Origin of the sequence: Methanosarcina sp. WWM596 (assembly GCF_000969965.1) — an archaeon.
Classification (GTDB): domain Archaea; phylum Halobacteriota; class Methanosarcinia; order Methanosarcinales; family Methanosarcinaceae; genus Methanosarcina.
This window is the reverse complement of record NZ_CP009503.1, coordinates 3,782,169-3,800,749: the sequence shown is the minus strand read 5'-3', so window position 1 is coordinate 3,800,749 and position 18,581 is coordinate 3,782,169. Positions and strand designations below refer to the sequence as shown.

Sequence of the window (18,581 nt, the reverse complement as noted above, 5' to 3'; positions counted from 1 at the left end):
TTCTAGTTGCTCACAAAGATTTTGAATATCAACATCGTCAAACCCATTAATTAAAAGAGTAGAATAATCAATTCCATATGGAGCAAGATAATTAAAAGATATCTGTTGAAAAGCATAATCACGACATGATGCAATTATTGTCCATCCTGTGTTTTTCAGAATAAGAGCCTATCCGAAAAGTAGAATAACTATATTTTAGGGTAATGTTGATTAGTGGTAACACGAAAAAACGGACATGACTACGAGATTTCTGATGAATTCTGGACTAAAATCAAACCATTATTACCTTTCCCTAAACCCAAAAAGAAGCCTGGACGACCTCGAAAAGATGATAAGAGAATACTGAGTGGTATTTTTTATCTTCTTCGTACTGGTTGCCAATGGAAGGCGTTGCCACGCTTTTATGGAGCTCCAAGCACTGTCCATGATCGGTTTCAGGAATGGCAAAGATCAGGGTTATTTGAGAATATGTGGAAAGCTGGTCTAGTGGAGTATGATAATCAAAACGGATTAGAGTGGGAGTGGCAAGCAATTGACGGTGCTATGACAAAAGCTCCACTAGGTGGAGCTGGGACCGGAGCTAATCCAACTGATCGTGGCAAAAAAGGTACAAAAAGGAGTCTGTTAACAGATGGTAAAGGTATACCACTATCGGTTACTGTTGATGGAGCAAATCGTCACGATAAAAAGCTTGTAAAAGAGACTTTAGATGCCATTATTTTTGAAAGACCGTCTCAAGATGATGTTATTCAGAATATATGTATGGATAAAGGATATGATTTTCCTGATATCAGAGAATTAGTTAAAGAATATGGTTATACTGCCCATATCAAAAGCCGTGGAGAGGAAAACATAAGAATAGAGATACCAGGTTTTAGGGCAAGAAGATGGGTTGTGGAAAGGACACATTCTTGGATAAACAGATTCAGAAGAATGCTTATTAGATGGGAAAAGAAAATTGAGAATTACTTTGCGATGCTTCATTTCGCATGCGCATGGATAACATTCAGAGCAGCGGGACTTTTCGGATAGGTTCTAAGTTGAAGTAAGTCTTTGAATGCAGCGAAATTTTCTAACTCAAGCACTTTTTCAAGGGACTCGATTAATAAATATTTTTTAGGCATTAGTGCAAAGCCTGCTTCAAGATCACTTAGAGAACTAATTAAACCGATTCTTGAAATAACATTATCGATATGTGCGTTATTAAATTCTTCTGTACGGAAACAAAAAATGGGAGCAGCACTTTCCATTGACTCGGCAAATTCTTTTACAAGGCTTGATTTACCACTACCGCGCTCACCTGTAAGTATGACAAAATTGTGTGCTTCACTAATTTCTAATAGCTCTCTAAGTTTATCATAATTTTTAATGTGCACGCCATCAATACTTGTTTTGATACCACCAATAATGTATTTACCATGTTCTTCCAGTTTTTTTATATCTGACTCCCATTGAGAATTAAATTGAAAATTAAATACTTGTTTAATTTCAGGTGAAAGAGTCTCCAATGAAAGTGTGCCAGCGTCTTTATTAAAAGATTGAACTTCAACTACAAGTTTTGCCCATGTGCCTGAAGGCTCAGCTGTAGAACTTTGAGCAATTAATGACTTCAGTAATTGCATCGAGCTTCCTGTATCTGAATCTAAATCATATCCAAGTAGATAAAAATGCTGTAAGAAACCCCAGAGTTGTCGATCTGTAAGTTCTTTGCCTTCATTTGCCTTTTGTAGCTGTTTCTTGAATGCATCAAGTTTTTCTATTTTTTCTTTGCTGCTGAACTGTTCCGTATTAATCTTGGAAATAAATTCATTTTCATCTTCAGAATGTCGTGCCCACTCCAAGAGGGTTCGGACATTATTTATAACTGTAGCACTTAATGGGCCTGTGATAAGAGCAAATTTATCTGTCTCCTGTGAAAACACATCTGGGTTTCTAAAATCGTCCCAAGAGGCCTGAATTACTTCGCTAAATGTTTTGTCTTTTTCTGTTATGTTTATTGTGTGTTTAATCTGGGCTAATAATTTTGCTTCACGATTTGTTTGCGAATCTTTCACGAAAACTATAAAATCATCTGTGTTGAATCCAGCATAGCGTCCTTGAAGCTTAATTTTGGTAATTGGCCATGGTGGCAAACAAGGTGCAATCCTACCTGTGAGCATAAACAAAGTAAAAGCTGCTTGCACATGTGTTTCAAAGTAGGCACCTCCTGAACCTGTAGAATAAGGATTACTTTGTTCTTTAGCCAATTTGCCACCATGTTCAAGATTATTAAGGAATTACTCACAATAATTTCTTTTTAAAAGCTATTTATTAAGCTAAAAGTTAATTTTCACTATTAATTATTTTTATCAAATGAGATTCTAAATCGTAATGAATCTTTTGTTTAAATTATAGTCCATATCTTTATAAAGTACATAAATGGCTCTATTAACTCTTTCATCTCACTTCACAATTACTATAATCTTCTAAAAGTTTAACATCCAAGGGCTCTAAACCATAATTTTCTATTTCCAATAAAATTGAGTATGCTGTTTGGGGAGCTTTTTTTATAATCTTTTACAAGCCATTGGAAAGTATTTCCCTGTATAATGCAGAAACAGTAATATCTACAGACACGGACATTGGTCTTTTTAAATATTATACCGAAAAACCCCATGCTATCAATTGTTTTTTAATATTCCTTAATTCTTCATCTGAAAAAGCAAGACCCTGATAATGGCGCATAGAGGTTAAAGAATCGTGACCTTGGCGTAAACATACAGTTGACTCGACAATCCCGGAAGCAATTAACCAGGACTCCAATGTTTTTCTACTTGACTTTACCGAGAGTCCATAAGGGTTCATGCCTGCAGATATAGCCCATCTCTGAAGGTTCTTATTCCAGGTACTTTCTAAGGGAGGTTTACGGGCCTGCCAGAAGTCTTTAAGCAAATAATTAAACATGGAAGGCAAAGGATGAATAGTTCTTTCAAGCTGTCTCCTTTTGTGCTTCTTCTGTGCTTCTTCCGGAAGGTGGATTATGTTTCTTTTCTCATTATACCAGGGTGGATTATCATAGAGCCTCAAAAGCTCTGCATATCTCATTCCTGTAATAAGGAGTATATCGAGTATAGTTTTATGCTGATCTTTTGGAATAGCTGCCTTTAATGCCTCATATTCTTTAGGGGTTAGGATTCTTACGTCTTTCACATAAAAATGTAAGGCTTCAGAATCTTTGATATAACCTGATTGAGGATATTTTTCCAAAAAATCACCAATGTTATTAATACACAGCTTTTATTTAAATCTGTGTATAATGAGAATTTTTGAGTCTAAAAAACCCTATAATTATATCAAATCTGCAAAAATGCACAGGTTTTGTAACAAAACCTGTGCATCATCAAGAGATTATAATTCCGTTTACAGTGGTATCCTATGGTTATTTATGGGGAAATTAGATATTTTTAAGCCCGAATATGAGATTGAAAAAATAGTTTCTTTTGACATAAGGCAAAGGATATTGAATATTTCTTATATTGATCGGAAAAAACTTGTTTCTAAGGCTCAGGTTAAGACTTAAAGGGGAAGAAAATTATCTGGAGGATTCTTCTCTCATTCGCCTAACTGTTCCCCTTTTTGAAATATGACGAACTGCTTTGATTATTGGTTTTGTCTTTTCCTTTTTAAGTGGCTTAATTCCATTTTCTGTGATTAATGCTATAATGTCATCATACGCAGATCCCCCAAGCTTAGATTCTTTTATCATTTCCAAAAGATTCTGGAATCTATCTGCGGTCATTCCTAAAAGATCAGGATGCTCTTTATCTATCTTGATTAAGCAATCTACAGATTCCCTTAATATATAAAGTTCAATTAATTTATATTTTAAAGATTCAATTAAAATATGATAAAGTGAGTCTGAAATCAGTGTTTCAGCCCAATAAAAGTCGTCCTCAGCATCTTGACCCTTATCATTTTCCAAATTTTTCAATCTCTCACTTTCAAGCTCTTCCATTGAAATGAGAGACCTTATTATTTTAAATAAGGGGCCTTTTTCTCGCCGATGAATAGATATTATCCCAAAATTTTCAAAACATTTAATCGCCATATAAATTGGATGTACAGAGACGCATGTCTGTGAGTTTTTTTGATATTTAGAGATAAGGTCTCTTATGTTCTCTAAAGTTTCTGGTATTATATAATAATCACTATTAGGTATAATTCTATTTTTGAATGCTTTTAGTGAACCCGGGTGAAATGAATTTAAATCACCCTCTTCTATATCACGAAGGCAAAACACTTTAATATCTTTGTTTTCTATACCATCCACAATCAACGTTTTTTCTTTTCCATCATGTATTTTTTCTATTTCATTATCTTCGTTTTTGCTAACTACCTTTAATTCGATGGAATGTGTATTATCTTCAACCCACATTATATTATTATAATTTAGACTATGAACACATGATTTATTAGACAAAGCAGCATTATATTCCTTATTTAAAAAGTCGATTATTTCACTTTCACTTTCTTCTAAATCAAATAGGTAACCAAATTGTAATATTCCAATTGTGTATAGAGACCTAATTGACTCTTCAACTAAACTAGAAGCATTCTCAACTAAAAGCTTCTGCTTATCTTCCACAGCTTCTGATCCGATATATTTTATATAGCTACAAATATGGAACGAATATCTAGTGTCATTTTCAAAGATTTTTTGAATACGTTCCAGTGATTTTATGCCTTTTTTTGCTATGTCAAAGCAGTTGCTTTTAACGGATTCTTTACTAACTCTGTAAATATGATCAAAAATATGCAAGAAAATTAAATCAGTTTCACGTTTAATTTCTTCCTTAAATTCTTCACGTGAATTATTTGTTTTACCTATATAGTAAGTTTTTTTAGTATAGTGTGTAGTAATATGTTTATAATATTCTATTAGCTGATTTTGTTTAACTCCATTTTTTTCTTTTGATTGGGTATCTATCTGGAATGCTATACTTTCTATATGTTCTATTACGCTTTCAGTTGAAGATTCAAATTCCTTTCCTTTTTTTGCTGATTCTTCGCCAACAATACGAAGTGCTTCCAATATATGAGATATACTATGTATGAGATTATTATTAACTGATGCTTCCCCAATATCTTTAAGAGTAGAAATAACTTCATTTACAGCATCTTTTGAATCTTTTGAGTCTGAGTTGAGTGCAGCAAAACCTATTTCTCCTAAAACGTCTGATAAACCGGAAGTTGAACATTCTAAACTTTCTAAAATAACTATTTGTTCGTCCATTCTTAAATTGCCACGATATCTAAAAGTAGATAACCCAATTCCATGAATAGATTTTATCAAATTTATCGATAACTTTGTAAAATCATCTTCTTTAATTTCTATTATTGATTTAAAAGCTTCCTTCAAATAATATTCTGATAAAAAAGTAGTATATAACAAGTTTTTTTGTACAGCTTTTTGTTCAAAATACGGTATACTTAGAGTATTGTATGATGAAAATAAAGTTTTTGATACATGTCTCAACAGAGAATTAATAAGCGATGAACCACCTACGGGATAAGTGCATTTATCTCCGATGTAACAATATTGTAACAGTACCATGTCGATAAATTTGATATCTTTTTTTCTCAAAGCTAATTTCCAAATTTCTAAAATACGATTAAATATATGCTCTGAAATTCTTTTTTCCTCAATGGGATTTCGTATTAATATGTTTAAAAAAGAGTACGTTACTGCTTCAAGTCCATATCTTGCTGTAGCATAATCATATTTTTCAATTGAAGCACGTATAATTTCGATTATTGGGAGAAGAGGGTCTATCTCGTTGTTTAGACGTACATTTATTCTAACTATTTTTGGCTCATCTTCTGAAATCTCCATGTAAGATTCATCTAAAGGATACCAAGACTCAGATAAGCTCTGTATGTTAATATTTTTATCAAGGCTGTCAATTACTGAGCTTGGCCTTATCATTTTAAAGACATAGTAAATATAATAGAAAAGCGAGAGATATGCAATAACTGAAAGCACGTAAGCTGTGCTATAATATTGGCCCAAATCCGAATCATTCGTTTTATTTATCAATCCAATCAAAAAAAGTGAGTAGAATATTGATAATCCATATAATACTAAAAATTCCCAAATTATAAGATCATTTTTAAAAATATCAACAACTCTCGCCGAATATGAAGAAGCAGAGTGTTGAATTACAACCAAGCTCAAGCTTATAACTATGGCAAGGATAGCAGCTTCACTCTGAGCCAATGTGCTTAATAGAGATAATGCACTTTCTTGGTGTATGTTTATACTTTTGAAGGGTCTAACGTATATAAGATAAAACAAAAAAGAATTTAGTATAAAACATGATACCCATTGCTTTTTTGTTTGTTGAATGTAAAAAAGTGTTTTTTTGAGCAATTGTATCATAATACAATTAACTAAAATGTTTAATTTATATGAATATTGTTTTTTGAATCTAATTTAAAGTATACATCAATCACCAATATATTAAATACTAAAAGCATTATTTTTTAATCTATAATAAATTAAAAATAAGTTCATGCGTCATCGGTTAAGCGTTAGATAGTTACTCTTGTATGTATTTTTATATTAATAATCTAAATATTAGTGCATCTATGTCTCCTCGTCCCCCACCTACTCTTGAAGACTCTCTTCGGGAAATGTTTCCCGAAGAGTGGTTAAGGCAAACTGCCAAAGAAACTGATCTTATAGTACGTGAGCGTAAAATTGACCCTGTCATCATCTTTTGGGTTTTAACTCTTGGTTTTGGTGTACGCTTGCAGCGTACACTTGCCAGTTTGAAAAGAGGATATGAAAAAGAATCAAATAAGACATTAAGCGACAGCAGCTGGTACTATAGATTCACTCCAGAACTTGTTGAGTTTCTTCATCAGTGTGTTATTCACGGCATAGAAGAGCTTGCAAAAGAACCTGGTAGAAAACTTAGCAAAAAACTCGAAAACTTTCAGGATGTTCTTATTCAGGACAGCACAATTGTTCGTCTTCACTCCTCTTTAGCAGACAAGTTTCCAGCAGCAAGAGCAAGAAATGTAGCTGCTGGAGTAAAAGTAGGAGTTATGGTAAGTGCAGTTGCTAACGGACCTAAAACCGTTGCTCTGTACTCTGAAAAAACAGCTGAAATAAAAACATTGAAAATAGGTCCCTGGATTAAAGACCGTATTCTTCTTGTTGATCTTGGTTTTTACAAAACTCAAATGTTTGCAAGAGTTGAGGAAAACGGAGGATATTTTGTTTCAAGAATAAGGAAGAATATGGATCCTGTTCTTGTTTCTGTTGAAGAAGGGCTTCCTAAGACAAAAAATAAAGAATTCGCTGGAAAACCTGTTAGTGAGTGTATTAAACAACTTTCTGGAAAAGATCTTGATGCAGTTGTAAAAATAGCATTCAAAAGAAGAGCATATAAAGGCAAACAAAAACAGGATGAGATGAAAGTACGTCTTGTTGCGGTATATAATGATGAGGATGAAAAGCATCACATATATATCACAAATATTCATAAAGATGTTTTAAATGCAAAAGACATTGCAAAATTATATGGAGCAAGGTGGGACATAGAACTACTTTTCAAGGAGTTAAAAAGCAAATATGCTCTTGACGTTCTTGAAACAAAGAATGAACAGGTAATTGAAGCTATAATCTGGACAGCAATGTTAACATTAATCGTTAGCAGAAAGATTTATTCCCTTGTAAGAAACTCAACAGCTCATCCTGAAAAAATGGCTCAATATACACAGTTACGTTGGAGCACAATATTTGCAGAGAATGCATCAGATTTGTTGACAGTAATTCTGAATAGATGTGGAATTCAAAGAACTTTTGAAACGATAATGAGTGTATATGAAAGTCAAGCATTGGATCCACATGTAAATAGAGAAAGGTTCAGAGAAAAATGGTTTTAATGAAAAAGGTTAAATAGAAAACACTATTGGGAGACGGGAATAAGTTCTTAACCGATGACCAATGAAAATAAGTTTATTTATATTTTCTACTACTTTTACAGTAAAGTATTTTTGGTTTTTTCTTTGTTTTATTCACTTTTTTGTATTTCTAATTTTTCATCTTCCGAAAATAACATTTCATGATTAATAGCTAATATTAACTTGTATGCGTTATTCAGTCTTATATTTTCGAATTTTTTCCAAAATACACCAGGATAATAAAGACACATACCAGCTCCTAAAAGAAAGAAATCTTCCATTCCCATCCTTATGTCTCTTGATTGTAGCCATGTTGTCACCATAAAAATGCCAATTATGATAGGAATGAGCCCATAAACTATATTTATTACTTCATGCTTTTGTATCCAGATTTTTATTCTACTATTTTGATTACCCAGAGACAAAATTGCTGCTAATAAGGTAGCCATAATGTACATCATTATAAGTACAATATATACTCGTATAAAATAATCTAAATGAAGCATTTTTGAAAAAATTGTAGCTTCTAAATTGGTGAGTATAGTTGGTGTCGGGATCGAAAAAGTAAGCCAGTATTCAGTAAAAGAACTGTAAAACCTAAAGACTGGAAGAATCATTAATCCAAGCCCTGCTATAATAGAGCTTTGATATGAAGACAGAGCTTGATGAATTTCGTTTACTAGTTGGTTTGTACAAACTAGCATAAATTGAAGTTCTTTTAAGCTGTAATCCTTTAGATCTAAGTCTTTATCATTTAATACACTGTTATAAATTTCATCATATAGATAATATGGACTTGAATCAATAGGAATTTTTTTGTGTAGAAATTTATTTTCGTACTCAAAAAGTTTCTTAATAAAATAATTCCCAGGCGTTGTGTTAATTATATCATTCTCGTTTGAGTTAGAATTAAACCAGTTTAATACCCAATAGAAATAGGTCTCTAAACCAAAAAGGAATATTATTCCTATTAAACTAAGTACAATTACTAAAGCATTATAGAACCCATTAGTGTATGTGTTAATTAAAAGAAAGCCAACTAAAACAATAAGAAAAAATATTGGATATCTAATCATCTCTTTTTTTGTAATATCTTTTTTTGTAATATTATGTATTATTTTAGTAATGTATGTAAAAAATAGAAGAAAAGATGCAAGGTAAATGCTACCACAAAATGACATAAACAAGGGACTACGAAAAACACTATTAATATAGAAAGTAATTAGAATTAAAAAAAGTGAAAATGAAATCAAAAAACCTTTGGCATATTTATAATTAAAGCTTCTCTCCTCAATTCTAAGTAAAAAGAATGCTGTTATAAGTGCGAATAAAAAACCGAAGTAACCTAAAGCAAGTTCATATATCGACGTCTTTGATAATGAAGGCTCGCCTGTTAAATAAATAGGGAAAAATAACAAATAACAGAATATCCATTTGATGAAGCGATTAAATGTATATGAGTCTTTATATATTTTCCAGCTATAATAAATGAAAAAAATAACAGAGAAGAGACCTAAAATCAATACTAAATATACAAAAAACATAATTACAGTAGGAATTTCAGTTTCCACAGTATCATCTTTTTTTAGCATATATTCTATGGTTAGCATTAATAAAGAGGGTGTTCTATATAAGTATTCTGAAATACTTAATATAATTATATTATAACCCATGAATTTAGTGCGAGGGATAGAATTTGAACTCATCGAATCTTTGGAAACAGTTATCGATAATTTTTAATTTTTAATTTCTTTATAAACTTACCCCTGCATAAATAACTCAGAAGCCCTTCTAAAGTCCGTAATGAGCTTTTCTTTTTCCTTCGGCTTTATCCTTCGGTTTAGCTTGCAAAACCTCGCGGACGTGCTCAAGAGCCCCAGAAAAAAAGGCGTTAGAGTCTGACCTGTGGGAAATCCTGTATCCGGTTATTTTGCTGATTACACCTTTCAAAAAATGTTTTGCCTGGCTTTTCTTATTCACTTTTTCTTTTTCTGGTAAGAGAGATAAAGAACAGGTCCAGTTCCGGCAGCCTATAGCCCAGAACATGAAACCCTCTTCTGGACTCATGCTTTTTCGAGGTATTTCCGGAGATGGTCATAGGTGCAACCCCCGTTGCTTCTTCAGGTCTGCTGCGGGACCAGTGCCAGGACGAGCCCCTGCGCCGGATGGTGTGAATATCAAGGATTTCCCCACCTCCGTAACCCCTCCAAGCTTATTGAATGGCGGATTTGTGCTTGGAATAATCAAGACTCTTAATCTTTAGTCTCAAGGTTCATTTTAGCAATAATCGGTTTCATGTTAAGATACATCGGAATGAAATCTTTTTTCTTATTTTTCTCTGCAATTTTGAATCCGTACTTTCCATAGAAACCAGTTGACCCTTCTTTTGAATCAACAAGAATGTATCTACATCCAATGTTATTGCAAATTGATAACGCTTGACCCATTACTATTTTCACCAGATACGTGCCTATTCCTTTTCCTTCAAATCTGGAATCTACTGCCAGTCTTGCAATTTTAACTGCAGGGTATTTGCTATACTTATAACGCTCAATTCCATCAATTACAGCTTTAGCTTCAATTGTATCTGCTACCAGAGCAACAAACCCCGCCAGTTCATAATTCCAAAAGCACAAACTAGTTCTGGTGATCAAATTATTCTGATCATCCAGAGCATCATTTTTCAAAAAATCGTTTAATTCTGAATTTGAGCAATTAAATGATAAAAGGCTGTGGTGTTCATTGAGTGGTACGATAACAAGTTCAGAGCCTGGAATTGATGCTCGAAAGTTTTCGTTTGTTTTGCTCATATATTTCCTTGCCTTCAATGAACATTGCTATTAATTCGTCTGAAACCTCGGGATTTTCATCATATTCAAAGAACCTCTCTGCATCTTCTCCTTCAAGAACAAGCCCGAGTTCAATAGGTTTTGCCATTTGTGAATACCTTCTTTTTGTATGATTCAACTATCTGTGTTTGTGTTATTTATATATTCTGCTAACAGATCCCTGTCTTGATATGGGCCTAAGAGGCCTGGAATAATTAATACTTTTTTTCAAACATTTTCAAACATTTGTTTAAATCTGAAAACTATGGCTCTGGCCTGATACGGAAATCTGGCAGGATTTGATTTCCACGGGCTTTTTGAATTCTGACTGCCATAATACCCGGAAAACCGCTTAAGGAAACGGTAATGTGTGAGATCTGTAGCGAAAATAGGTCGTGAAACTAAAAAGGAAATATATCGTAATGTAGATTGTATTGAAAGAAGGTGTAAATGTGGGAAACAGATACCAGATAATAGATTTTGAAACATGGAAAAGAAAAGAGTATTGTCAAATATACAGGAGTGCGGTGCAGCCTCAATATTGTGTGAGTTTTGAACTTGATGTGACGAATTTCAAAAAGTACGTTAAAGAAAATAATTGGCCGTTTACGATAGCGTTTATATTTGCCGTTACGAAATGCGCAAATGAAATCGAGGAATTTCGGTATCGTTTTCTTGATGGTGAAGTTGTGTTATACGAATCCATTGACACCTCATTTACATATCTGGAGAAAGAAACAGAATTATTTAAGGTAGTAAATGTTCCCATGCAGGATACGGTTGAGAAGTTTGTACAACTGGCAATCGTAACGGCAGAAAATCAAAAAGAACATTTTACAGGACCTGTAGAAAATGATGTATATCAATTCTCTGCCTTGCCGTGGATAACATTTACGCATATTTCGCACACGGATTTCGGAAACAGAGAAAAAGCGCAGCCCATATTTGATTGGGGAAAATATCATGAAAGAGAAGGCAAATTTATGATGCCGTTTGCAGTTCAGGTTCATCATGCATTTGTTGATGGTATTCATATTGGCAAACTTGCGGATAAGCTGCAGAGATACCTGGATGAAGTGTAGATTATAAGCATAATGGGAGTATCAGTAGTTGAGCTTATCTCAAAACCAATTTTATTCTCGTATCAATAAAAGTTTCAAGAATTTGAATCAAATATATGTGTATGAACAGTTTTGTTTTTATCGGCATATCGGTGTATGTTTACAAACAATTGGTTAAGAATAAAATAGGAGTTTAGAGTTTAGTTCTTTCCCAATCTCATGAATATTTAATTAGCTGGAAATCCGTTTTTCCATTTTTCCATTTTTCCATTTTTCTATTTTTCTATTTGGCATGAAAGTACCTCTGATTTCACACTCCGGACCCTCATTCAGAATTTCTGATTATGTTGGAAGCAAATATAGCATTTTTGTCCTGTTAAATAGAAGCCAGGGTCCGGAATGTGGACGTGAGGATACTTCGCCTTCACTTAATGTCAGGTTTCTTTTTTTCAACAATTGCGAATATTTCACTAATTATTGAGATACGTTCATCAACCGAAAATATCTCGGTCTCAACAATCTTCCTCCTTTGAACTTCTCCCTTGATATATCCCGTTTCATCTTCGTACATCTCATCATTTGTGATAAGGTGCCATATTATCGTTGCAATTTTCCTTGCCAGGGCAACAATCGCCTTTGCATGTCCAATTGACTTCTTTTTTCTGTTAAAAAACTCTTTTAACTTGCTATTTTTTGTTCTTGCTGCTGCTTGAGCAATCTGTATTAGAATCCACCTTGCTACCTTTGATCCTCTCTTAGTGATCCTTCCATTGTGGTATTTATCTGCAGATTGGTACACATTAGGAACCAGTCCAAGCCATGAAGCAAGCTTGTCCCCTGAAGCAAAATCTTTGAAATCACCTATTTCAGCGATTAAAGTTGCCGCACCAAGTTCCCCTATGCCTGGAACAGATTTTAAAATTTCCATTTCTCGCTTATGATTTCCATAAGCATAATTGAAAATTTCCTTTCCCAAAAGTTCGATTGAATCGTCAAAATTCTTTATTAGCTTCAAACATATCTGAAGCCTGATTGCAGCACTCTGGGAGATTTCTCTGTCCAGAAGCTCTCGGATCTGAGCGCTTTTTTTACGAACATTTGGAGAAAGGTTTTGTATAATCTGGTCAACATTTTTACCTGAAGAGATTCCTGATAATATCTCTCTACCATTTTTTCCAAAAATGTCTGTCAGCACATCTTTTAGATTAAACATTTCAGGTGCGAGAATGGCATGAGCTTCATTTTTTATATCCGTTCTTTTTTGTACAAGTTTGTGGCGAAGCCGAATGTATGAACGATATTCTCTGTGTTTTTTTGGGAAAACTCTTGATGGTTGAACCATGCCATTCAGTGCAAGTTTTGCAATGACTTCGGAATCTATTTTATCTGTCTTTTTATGTGTAAATGCTTTCATGTCGCGAGCATTTCCAACTATAAAAGGCAGATGTTTTATCAATGAATCATGAATAGGGACCCAAAAGTCACTTGTTGATTCACATGCAACAACGTCACATTTTTCTGATGTAACCCAATTTCTAAGGCTTAAAATTCCATCATCGTCTCTCTTGATACGCTGTTGCTGTTTTTCACCGGATCTGCTGAGGATAGTAGCAATCAAAAAACTTTTGTGGATATCTAAACCGCAAGATTTGTTTATTTCTCCTGCCAATTTACATTACTCCATCATTTATAGGACAGTAGAATTACCTAAAAGGCAATTTGGCATCCGTGATCAAAGTCACATTTGAGCCTTCGAGGGCAATTCAATGGTTAGTTTTTCTACGGCTTCGAAGAGCCAAATAAAAGACAACTTTCCTGTCCTAAGAGAATGATGGAGTTAATATACAAAAAAGGTAAGTGAAAAGGACTTTCATTTATTTGGGCATGTTATTCGAAGAATTTCATGTGTGTTTTTCTATTTTTCTATTTTTCCATTTTTCCATTTTTCCGTTTTTCCGTTTTTCCGTTTTTCCGTTTTTCCGTTTTTCCGTTTTTCCGTTTTTTTGTTTTTCCGTTTTTTTGTTTTTCCAAGTTATTATATAACTTGTTAATTCTTATTTATTTTTATAATATTTAAAATTTTCTGAGTAAGTGTACCCCCTTAATATAAGATTGTCCGAAGGTTGTCTGCTCTGAAACATCTGTATTTTGAAAGGGAGAGGCAGGTTTGCAGATATGTGGTTGAAAATATACAGGATTCTTTAAATGAAGAAGAGCTTGTCAGGAATATCTCACATGGCCTGCGAAAAAAAAATCATCCATGACGGAATTGAGCTAGAGGTCCTTATAGGAATACTGGAGTAAAATTACGGAGTTACAGGAACTTGCTGCAGGAAACTTATAGAGAAAATCCAGTTTGAGCTTGATATGTATTGTCCGAATCTAAAAATGATTTATTTTGCTGAACCCTGAAGTACCGGATGTAAAAAAGGTCAGATTACTAAAACATTTAAAAGTTGGATTTTCCAGAAGCTTTCTGGAAAGCCAAAAACCAATTTAATTTATTTGGATAACTCTTCTTCTACCTCTTCAGCTCCGGCTTCCAGTTCTTCTTTTTGCTGGGGGTCAAACCTTAGGAGGAGGGTCTGAAACTCTCCTATATGCGTTTTTTCTTCTTTTGCAATGTCCAGGAGAATTGTTTTTATGTCATTATTTTTTGTTAGGGTTGCCATCTGTTCGTAAAGGTTTACGGTATCCAGCTCGGCAATAATTCCTGCTCTGAGGATTTCTTTATCTATATCTTCTTCTGCTACGTTCTTAAGGTCTATTGGTAATGTGGATAACAAATTACTCACCTTTATAAATATATCATGCTTGTCCAATTATAAGTGTTTTCATCACACAAATGAAATCCTTTCATCTTATGAATTCTGTTCCTTGTTATCCTCTTCTTTTATTACCCTGTCTTTTCCCATCCTCAATGCCGACAAGCTTCTGAATTCTCGTTCTCATTTCTCATTCTCATTTCTCATTTATTAAAACCTGTAAAAAATCCTGTGAAAGACAGGTTTTTTCCAGGGAATTTTCTGTGGGAGATACTGCTCTTCAAGTTTTGTTCCATTGTTTGAACATGGTATGAAACAAAAAATAACAGGGGAATAGATATAAACACCATAATAACATCGCGTAAAATTGGAGAATTTATAAAGTTTGTTCCCGAGTTCCACAGGGTAAAAAACGGTCTGTGGAATAAATAAACGCAATACGAAGATGTAGCGATGTATGTAAAAACTGAGCTTAAAGAGCGTGAGAGTTTGTCATTGATAAACTTCATCGCAAACGAATACTCAAAAACACAGAACAAAATTGTAAAAATATTAAGAAAAAGCGTGTCAATGAAGAACTGTAATAAAGGAGGGTTAATACTCAGTAAACCTGCCATACTGTCCAGCATAGATCTTATCATGGAGGAACCTATTGTGCCGCTGCCGGTATCAATGGTTACGGAAACCCTTGGGTCCAGAAACATAGACTCCCTCAATCCCGTAACGATTGTCAATACGAAAATGACCGGAAGAACCGCCAGCAGGATATGGGTAAGGGGGGATTTTACGGATAACTTTACGGCTTTTCCAAACTGGCTTTCCTTGCAAGTAAGGATTCCAAAAACGAATATAAGGAAAAACATGAAAAAACGGTGGTCAATAATATTGAACGTTTTTGAGATTGAAAATAATCCGAGATATATAATGAAAGAAGAAAGCAAAAGAAGTTTTGTAGACTTTGAAAACATAATCAGAAGGGGATAAATGGCATAGAAACAAATAATTAAACCCACAAAATATAACGTTAGCATAGGAGAAGCATAAGTCGGAGCAAGCAGGATTTGCAGCCCCAGGACATGTACAAGTACATTGGATAAACCAAACACATTCTCCGAATCGGGAAAAACAAAGCCCGAATTTAACCGAGGGGCAAATACGTAAAATACCAGTACAAATGTGGCGAGTGCAGCCCAGTAAAGGGGATAGATTCTCAGAAGTCTTTTTCTATAGAAATCAAATACGTTTTGAAGTGATTTTATCGAGTGGTTATTGTAATATAACAGATATCCGCTCATAAATATAAAAAGACCCAAACCCATGTTTGCAAAGTAAGGATCAAAGGCATAGAGTGCTAACTTTCCATATATAGAAAATAAATAATTACTAAGGTGAGCTGGAATAATCATAACTATAGCCAGGGCTCTTAAGAAGTCAAATGCAATTATTTTTTTGTTCATATATATTTCCCTACACTTATTTTAACAGACCCGGAAGTTTATTTTATAAATTAATTTAAGCTAATTGAATTAGTTAACTGTTTCAAGCTTTCTTTTTAGCATAAAAATCGAACTTAAATATATAGTAATTATTAAATATTACTTTATTCATAAAAATCTAAAGCCATTATTATTCCTTGATGTAATTTCTTTAATTATAATGTTAACTATTTTAAGTCCACCAGAAGAGAAATGTAGTTAAATTAAAGCTTCATTGTTTCTACACAACCATTTCAAAATATAGATAACAGAATATACACAATATATAAATATATGTATTAATATATAAATATGGGTATTAGTATATAAATAAAAATAGTAACATATAAATAAAAATAAAAATATATAAATAAAAATATTAACATACAAATAAAAGTGAGAATATATATATACGTTAGGAGCCTGTTCGACCTTCCTATAAACTAACATTAAAATAATAACCTCTCTATATATTTTTATATATTAGCTAAAAAAGCAAAGCTCTTGATTTTCAGGTTTTATAGAATAAAAATATTCAAGAAAATACTCAGGTTTTAAACTAAACCTGAAAAAATCCTTTTAATTGGATAGATCAATTAAAAAGCAATTAGATAGTTAAAAAATAATTTTTTCGTTAAAAATAAAAAATAGTAAAAAATATTGATTGAATTTTAAAAAATATTGATTGAGTTTTGATATGCACTATCATTCATGTTTTAATTCACTTTTATTATTAGTTTTCTATTACTCTTCTCCCATTTCCCTTCTAAATTCTATGTAATCTCTTTCTACTTCTTCGAGTTTTACTTCTTTGAGTTCTATGTCTTCTAATTCGTATTCCATATTATGTACCCCCATGATAGATATCTCTACAGTATAAAGTTATTTTTTTATCAATACGTTAAATTCTTTTCCCTTAAATTTACATTAATCCCCATTTTGAAGACTGAAGTACTTTTATATATAGTTTTCTGTTAACCTTATTCCCTATTCCCTTATTCCTGAATGAAAAAAGTTTGCATTTCTTGTTATTATTTGTGAGACTGATGAAAACAGCAAGGATATTCTTAAATGAAAGTTGAGTCATTTCCATCTCTCATGCATAACAGTTCAGAACCGGAACTTATCCTTGGCGTCAGAAACCTTGCCGGACTGGAGGCATGTTTCAGGTATGCTGATGCCGTTTATTTTTCAACGGACAGGCTCAGCTTGAGGGCTAAAGCAAAAGAGATCACTCTTGAAACTCTGGAGGATTTTGTTTCTGAGATCAGAGCACGGGGATTAAAGGCTTATCTGGCTGTAAACTCGACCGTAAATGAAACCAGGCTTGATGACGTAGAAGCAGTAGTAGCTGCAGCTGTAAAAGCCGGAGTAGATGCAGTTATCGCCTGGGACCCGGCTGTTATCCTTAAAGCACGTAAAGCCGGGCTCAGGATCCATATCTCCACCCAGGCAAACGTTACGAACCACGAAACTGCAGAGTTTTACAGGAGCCTTGGAGCGGAACGTATCGTTTTTTCAAGAGAACTTTCCTTAAATGAGATCCGGCAAATCAAACAGCAGACTGAGGTAGAAATCGAAGCTTTTGTTCACGGGGCGATGTGTATGGCAGTTTCAGGAAGGTGCCACCTTTCGGCATATGTCCTGGGAAAATCCGGAAACTGCGGGGAATGCACACAGCCCTGCCGCTGGGAATGGGAGCTTCACGGGGAAAATGGGCTTGTTGTGGAAAGCAGGGGAAAATACCTTCTCAGTGCAAAAGATTTATGCATGATTGGGCATGTGCCGGAACTTATTGAAGCTGGGATAGATGCATTTAAGGTAGAGGGCAGGCTGCGTGACCCGAGATATCTGGAAGTGGTCTCCCGATGCTACAGAGAAGCAATTGATGCCTGTAAAGAAGGGAGCTATACCCTTGAAAAAGTAGAGGCATGGCAGTCCGAACTGGCTTCGGTGTATAACAGGGGCTTTTCTACTGGATTTTATTTCGGAGTTCCGGGTATGGAAAGTTTCTCTCCTGAAAAGGGCATGAACGCCTCGGAAAAGAAACGAAGGGCCGTAGGGGTTGTGGAGAATTATTACCCCAAACAGCAAGCTGCAGCAATAAGATTGCTTGAAGAAGGGCTTGCAATAGGAGATGATATCCTGATTGAAGGAAGCACTACCTATCTTAAGCAGCAGGTTCGCTCTCTTATAAAAAAAGGCATGCTTCTGCAAACGGCTGGAAAAGGGGATGAAGTTGGTCTTGCTGTAGATAAGGCAGTCAGAAAAAACGACCGAATATTTATAATCTGATTAATTGTATTACCTAAGTAAATTAGTATTATTTAATTAAAATATTATAACAGTATCTATATATTGGATTCTTCCTTATACGGATTACATCTGGCAGGACAAACTTCAAGCCGGGTAAATTGACTCGATTGGTCTCCAGCCATCTGATCAATAATATGGTTTTCAGTCAAATCCTGACCTGTAAACAATTTCGATAAACAATTTCAA

At 34.0% G+C, this 18,581-nt stretch carries 15 protein-coding genes; 4 read left to right on the top strand and 11 right to left on the bottom strand.

Annotated elements, in window-relative coordinates; translation table 11 throughout:
- Window positions 1-213 precede the first annotated feature (213 nt).
- Window positions 214-1,032 (top strand): IS5 family transposase, encoded by an 819-nt coding sequence (locus MSWHS_RS16660; RefSeq protein ID WP_048127483.1) that lies wholly within the window; start codon window positions 214-216, stop codon window positions 1,030-1,032.
- Here the strand turns inward: MSWHS_RS16660 and MSWHS_RS16655 are convergent.
- The 3 genes from MSWHS_RS16655 to MSWHS_RS16645 form a co-directional block, all read right to left on the bottom strand.
- Window positions 981-2,246 carry an ATP-binding protein gene (locus MSWHS_RS16655; RefSeq protein WP_048159447.1) on the bottom strand — a complete coding sequence of 422 codons (1,266 nt, stop codon included), beginning with the start codon at window positions 2,244-2,246 and terminating at the stop codon, window positions 981-983. The two genes, MSWHS_RS16660 and MSWHS_RS16655, sit on opposite strands and share 52 nt — an antisense overlap.
- Window positions 2,247-2,637: 391 nt before the next feature.
- Window positions 2,638-3,246, bottom strand: coding sequence for a site-specific integrase (locus MSWHS_RS16650; protein ID WP_048128323.1), 609 nt, complete (start codon window positions 3,244-3,246; stop codon window positions 2,638-2,640).
- 325 nt (window positions 3,247-3,571) lie between these two features.
- Window positions 3,572-6,418: a DUF2254 family protein gene (locus MSWHS_RS16645; RefSeq protein WP_048159446.1), complete on the bottom strand. Its 2,847-nt coding sequence runs from the start codon at window positions 6,416-6,418 to the stop codon at window positions 3,572-3,574.
- Between the two features lie 209 nt (window positions 6,419-6,627).
- Between MSWHS_RS16645 and MSWHS_RS16640 the strand changes: the two genes are divergently transcribed.
- On the top strand, window positions 6,628-7,932 hold the full coding sequence (locus tag MSWHS_RS16640; protein ID WP_048128329.1) for an IS4 family transposase: 1,305 nt from the start codon (window positions 6,628-6,630) through the stop codon (window positions 7,930-7,932).
- Between the two features lie 128 nt (window positions 7,933-8,060).
- Here MSWHS_RS16640 and MSWHS_RS16635 read toward each other — a convergent pair whose 3' ends face one another.
- The 5 genes from MSWHS_RS16635 to MSWHS_RS20715 all read right to left on the bottom strand — a co-directional run bounded on the left by MSWHS_RS16635 (window position 8,061) and on the right by MSWHS_RS20715 (window position 10,887).
- Window positions 8,061-9,656, bottom strand: coding sequence for a hypothetical protein (locus MSWHS_RS16635; protein ID WP_156148149.1), 1,596 nt, complete (start codon window positions 9,654-9,656; stop codon window positions 8,061-8,063).
- Between the two features lie 85 nt (window positions 9,657-9,741).
- Entirely contained in the window at window positions 9,742-9,900 is a 159-nt protein-coding gene (locus tag MSWHS_RS16630) for a hypothetical protein (protein ID WP_156151253.1), read from the bottom strand.
- Between the two features lie 22 nt (window positions 9,901-9,922).
- A complete protein-coding gene (locus MSWHS_RS22105; protein WP_255353700.1) occupies window positions 9,923-10,048 on the bottom strand; it encodes a hypothetical protein in 126 nt (41 codons plus the stop codon).
- A 154-nt stretch (window positions 10,049-10,202) separates the two neighbouring features.
- On the bottom strand, window positions 10,203-10,760 hold the full coding sequence (locus MSWHS_RS16625; RefSeq protein WP_048128335.1) for a GNAT family N-acetyltransferase: 558 nt from the start codon (window positions 10,758-10,760) through the stop codon (window positions 10,203-10,205).
- Window positions 10,714-10,887: a hypothetical protein gene (locus MSWHS_RS20715; protein ID WP_156148150.1), complete on the bottom strand. Its 174-nt coding sequence runs from the start codon at window positions 10,885-10,887 to the stop codon at window positions 10,714-10,716. The genes MSWHS_RS16625 and MSWHS_RS20715 overlap by 47 nt, the downstream gene beginning before the upstream one ends.
- A 325-nt stretch (window positions 10,888-11,212) precedes the next feature.
- On the opposite strand from MSWHS_RS20715, the gene MSWHS_RS16620 reads away from it, so the two are divergent.
- Window positions 11,213-11,860 (top strand): CatA-like O-acetyltransferase, encoded by a 648-nt coding sequence (locus MSWHS_RS16620; protein ID WP_231585495.1) that lies wholly within the window; start codon window positions 11,213-11,215, stop codon window positions 11,858-11,860.
- A gap of 403 nt (window positions 11,861-12,263) precedes the next feature.
- Here MSWHS_RS16620 and MSWHS_RS16615 read toward each other — a convergent pair whose 3' ends face one another.
- The 3 genes from MSWHS_RS16615 to MSWHS_RS19715 form a co-directional block, all read right to left on the bottom strand.
- Complete coding sequence (locus MSWHS_RS16615) at window positions 12,264-13,508, bottom strand: IS110 family transposase (protein WP_048158641.1); 1,245 nt, start codon at window positions 13,506-13,508, stop codon at window positions 12,264-12,266.
- A gap of 832 nt (window positions 13,509-14,340) precedes the next feature.
- Window positions 14,341-14,625 carry a ferritin family protein gene (locus tag MSWHS_RS16610; RefSeq protein ID WP_048128337.1) on the bottom strand — a complete coding sequence of 95 codons (285 nt, stop codon included), beginning with the start codon at window positions 14,623-14,625 and terminating at the stop codon, window positions 14,341-14,343.
- Window positions 14,626-14,807: 182 nt separating this feature from the next.
- Complete coding sequence (locus tag MSWHS_RS19715; protein WP_231585751.1) at window positions 14,808-16,010, bottom strand: acyltransferase family protein; 1,203 nt, start codon at window positions 16,008-16,010, stop codon at window positions 14,808-14,810.
- 1,167 nt (window positions 16,011-17,177) lie between these two features.
- Between MSWHS_RS19715 and MSWHS_RS16600 the strand changes: the two genes are divergently transcribed.
- Window positions 17,178-18,374, top strand: coding sequence for a peptidase U32 family protein (locus tag MSWHS_RS16600; protein WP_048159679.1), 1,197 nt, complete (start codon window positions 17,178-17,180; stop codon window positions 18,372-18,374).
- Window positions 18,375-18,581: the final 207 nt, after the last annotated feature.

Coding starts and splice junctions, on each gene's coding strand:
- MSWHS_RS16645 (WP_048159446.1), bottom strand. CDS start 6,418: ATGATACAATTGCTCAAAAAAACACTTTTTTACATTCAACAAACAAAA.
- MSWHS_RS16640 (WP_048128329.1), top strand. CDS start 6,628: ATGTCTCCTCGTCCCCCACCTACTCTTGAAGACTCTCTTCGGGAAATG.
- MSWHS_RS16635 (WP_156148149.1), bottom strand. CDS start 9,656: ATGAGTTCAAATTCTATCCCTCGCACTAAATTCATGGGTTATAATATA.
- MSWHS_RS22105 (WP_255353700.1), bottom strand. CDS start 10,048: ATGACCATCTCCGGAAATACCTCGAAAAAGCATGAGTCCAGAAGAGGG.
- MSWHS_RS16625 (WP_048128335.1), bottom strand. CDS start 10,760: ATGAGCAAAACAAACGAAAACTTTCGAGCATCAATTCCAGGCTCTGAA.
- MSWHS_RS20715 (WP_156148150.1), bottom strand. CDS start 10,887: ATGGCAAAACCTATTGAACTCGGGCTTGTTCTTGAAGGAGAAGATGCA.
- MSWHS_RS19715 (WP_231585751.1), bottom strand. CDS start 16,010: ATGATTATTCCAGCTCACCTTAGTAATTATTTATTTTCTATATATGGA.
- MSWHS_RS16600 (WP_048159679.1), top strand. CDS start 17,178: ATGCATAACAGTTCAGAACCGGAACTTATCCTTGGCGTCAGAAACCTT.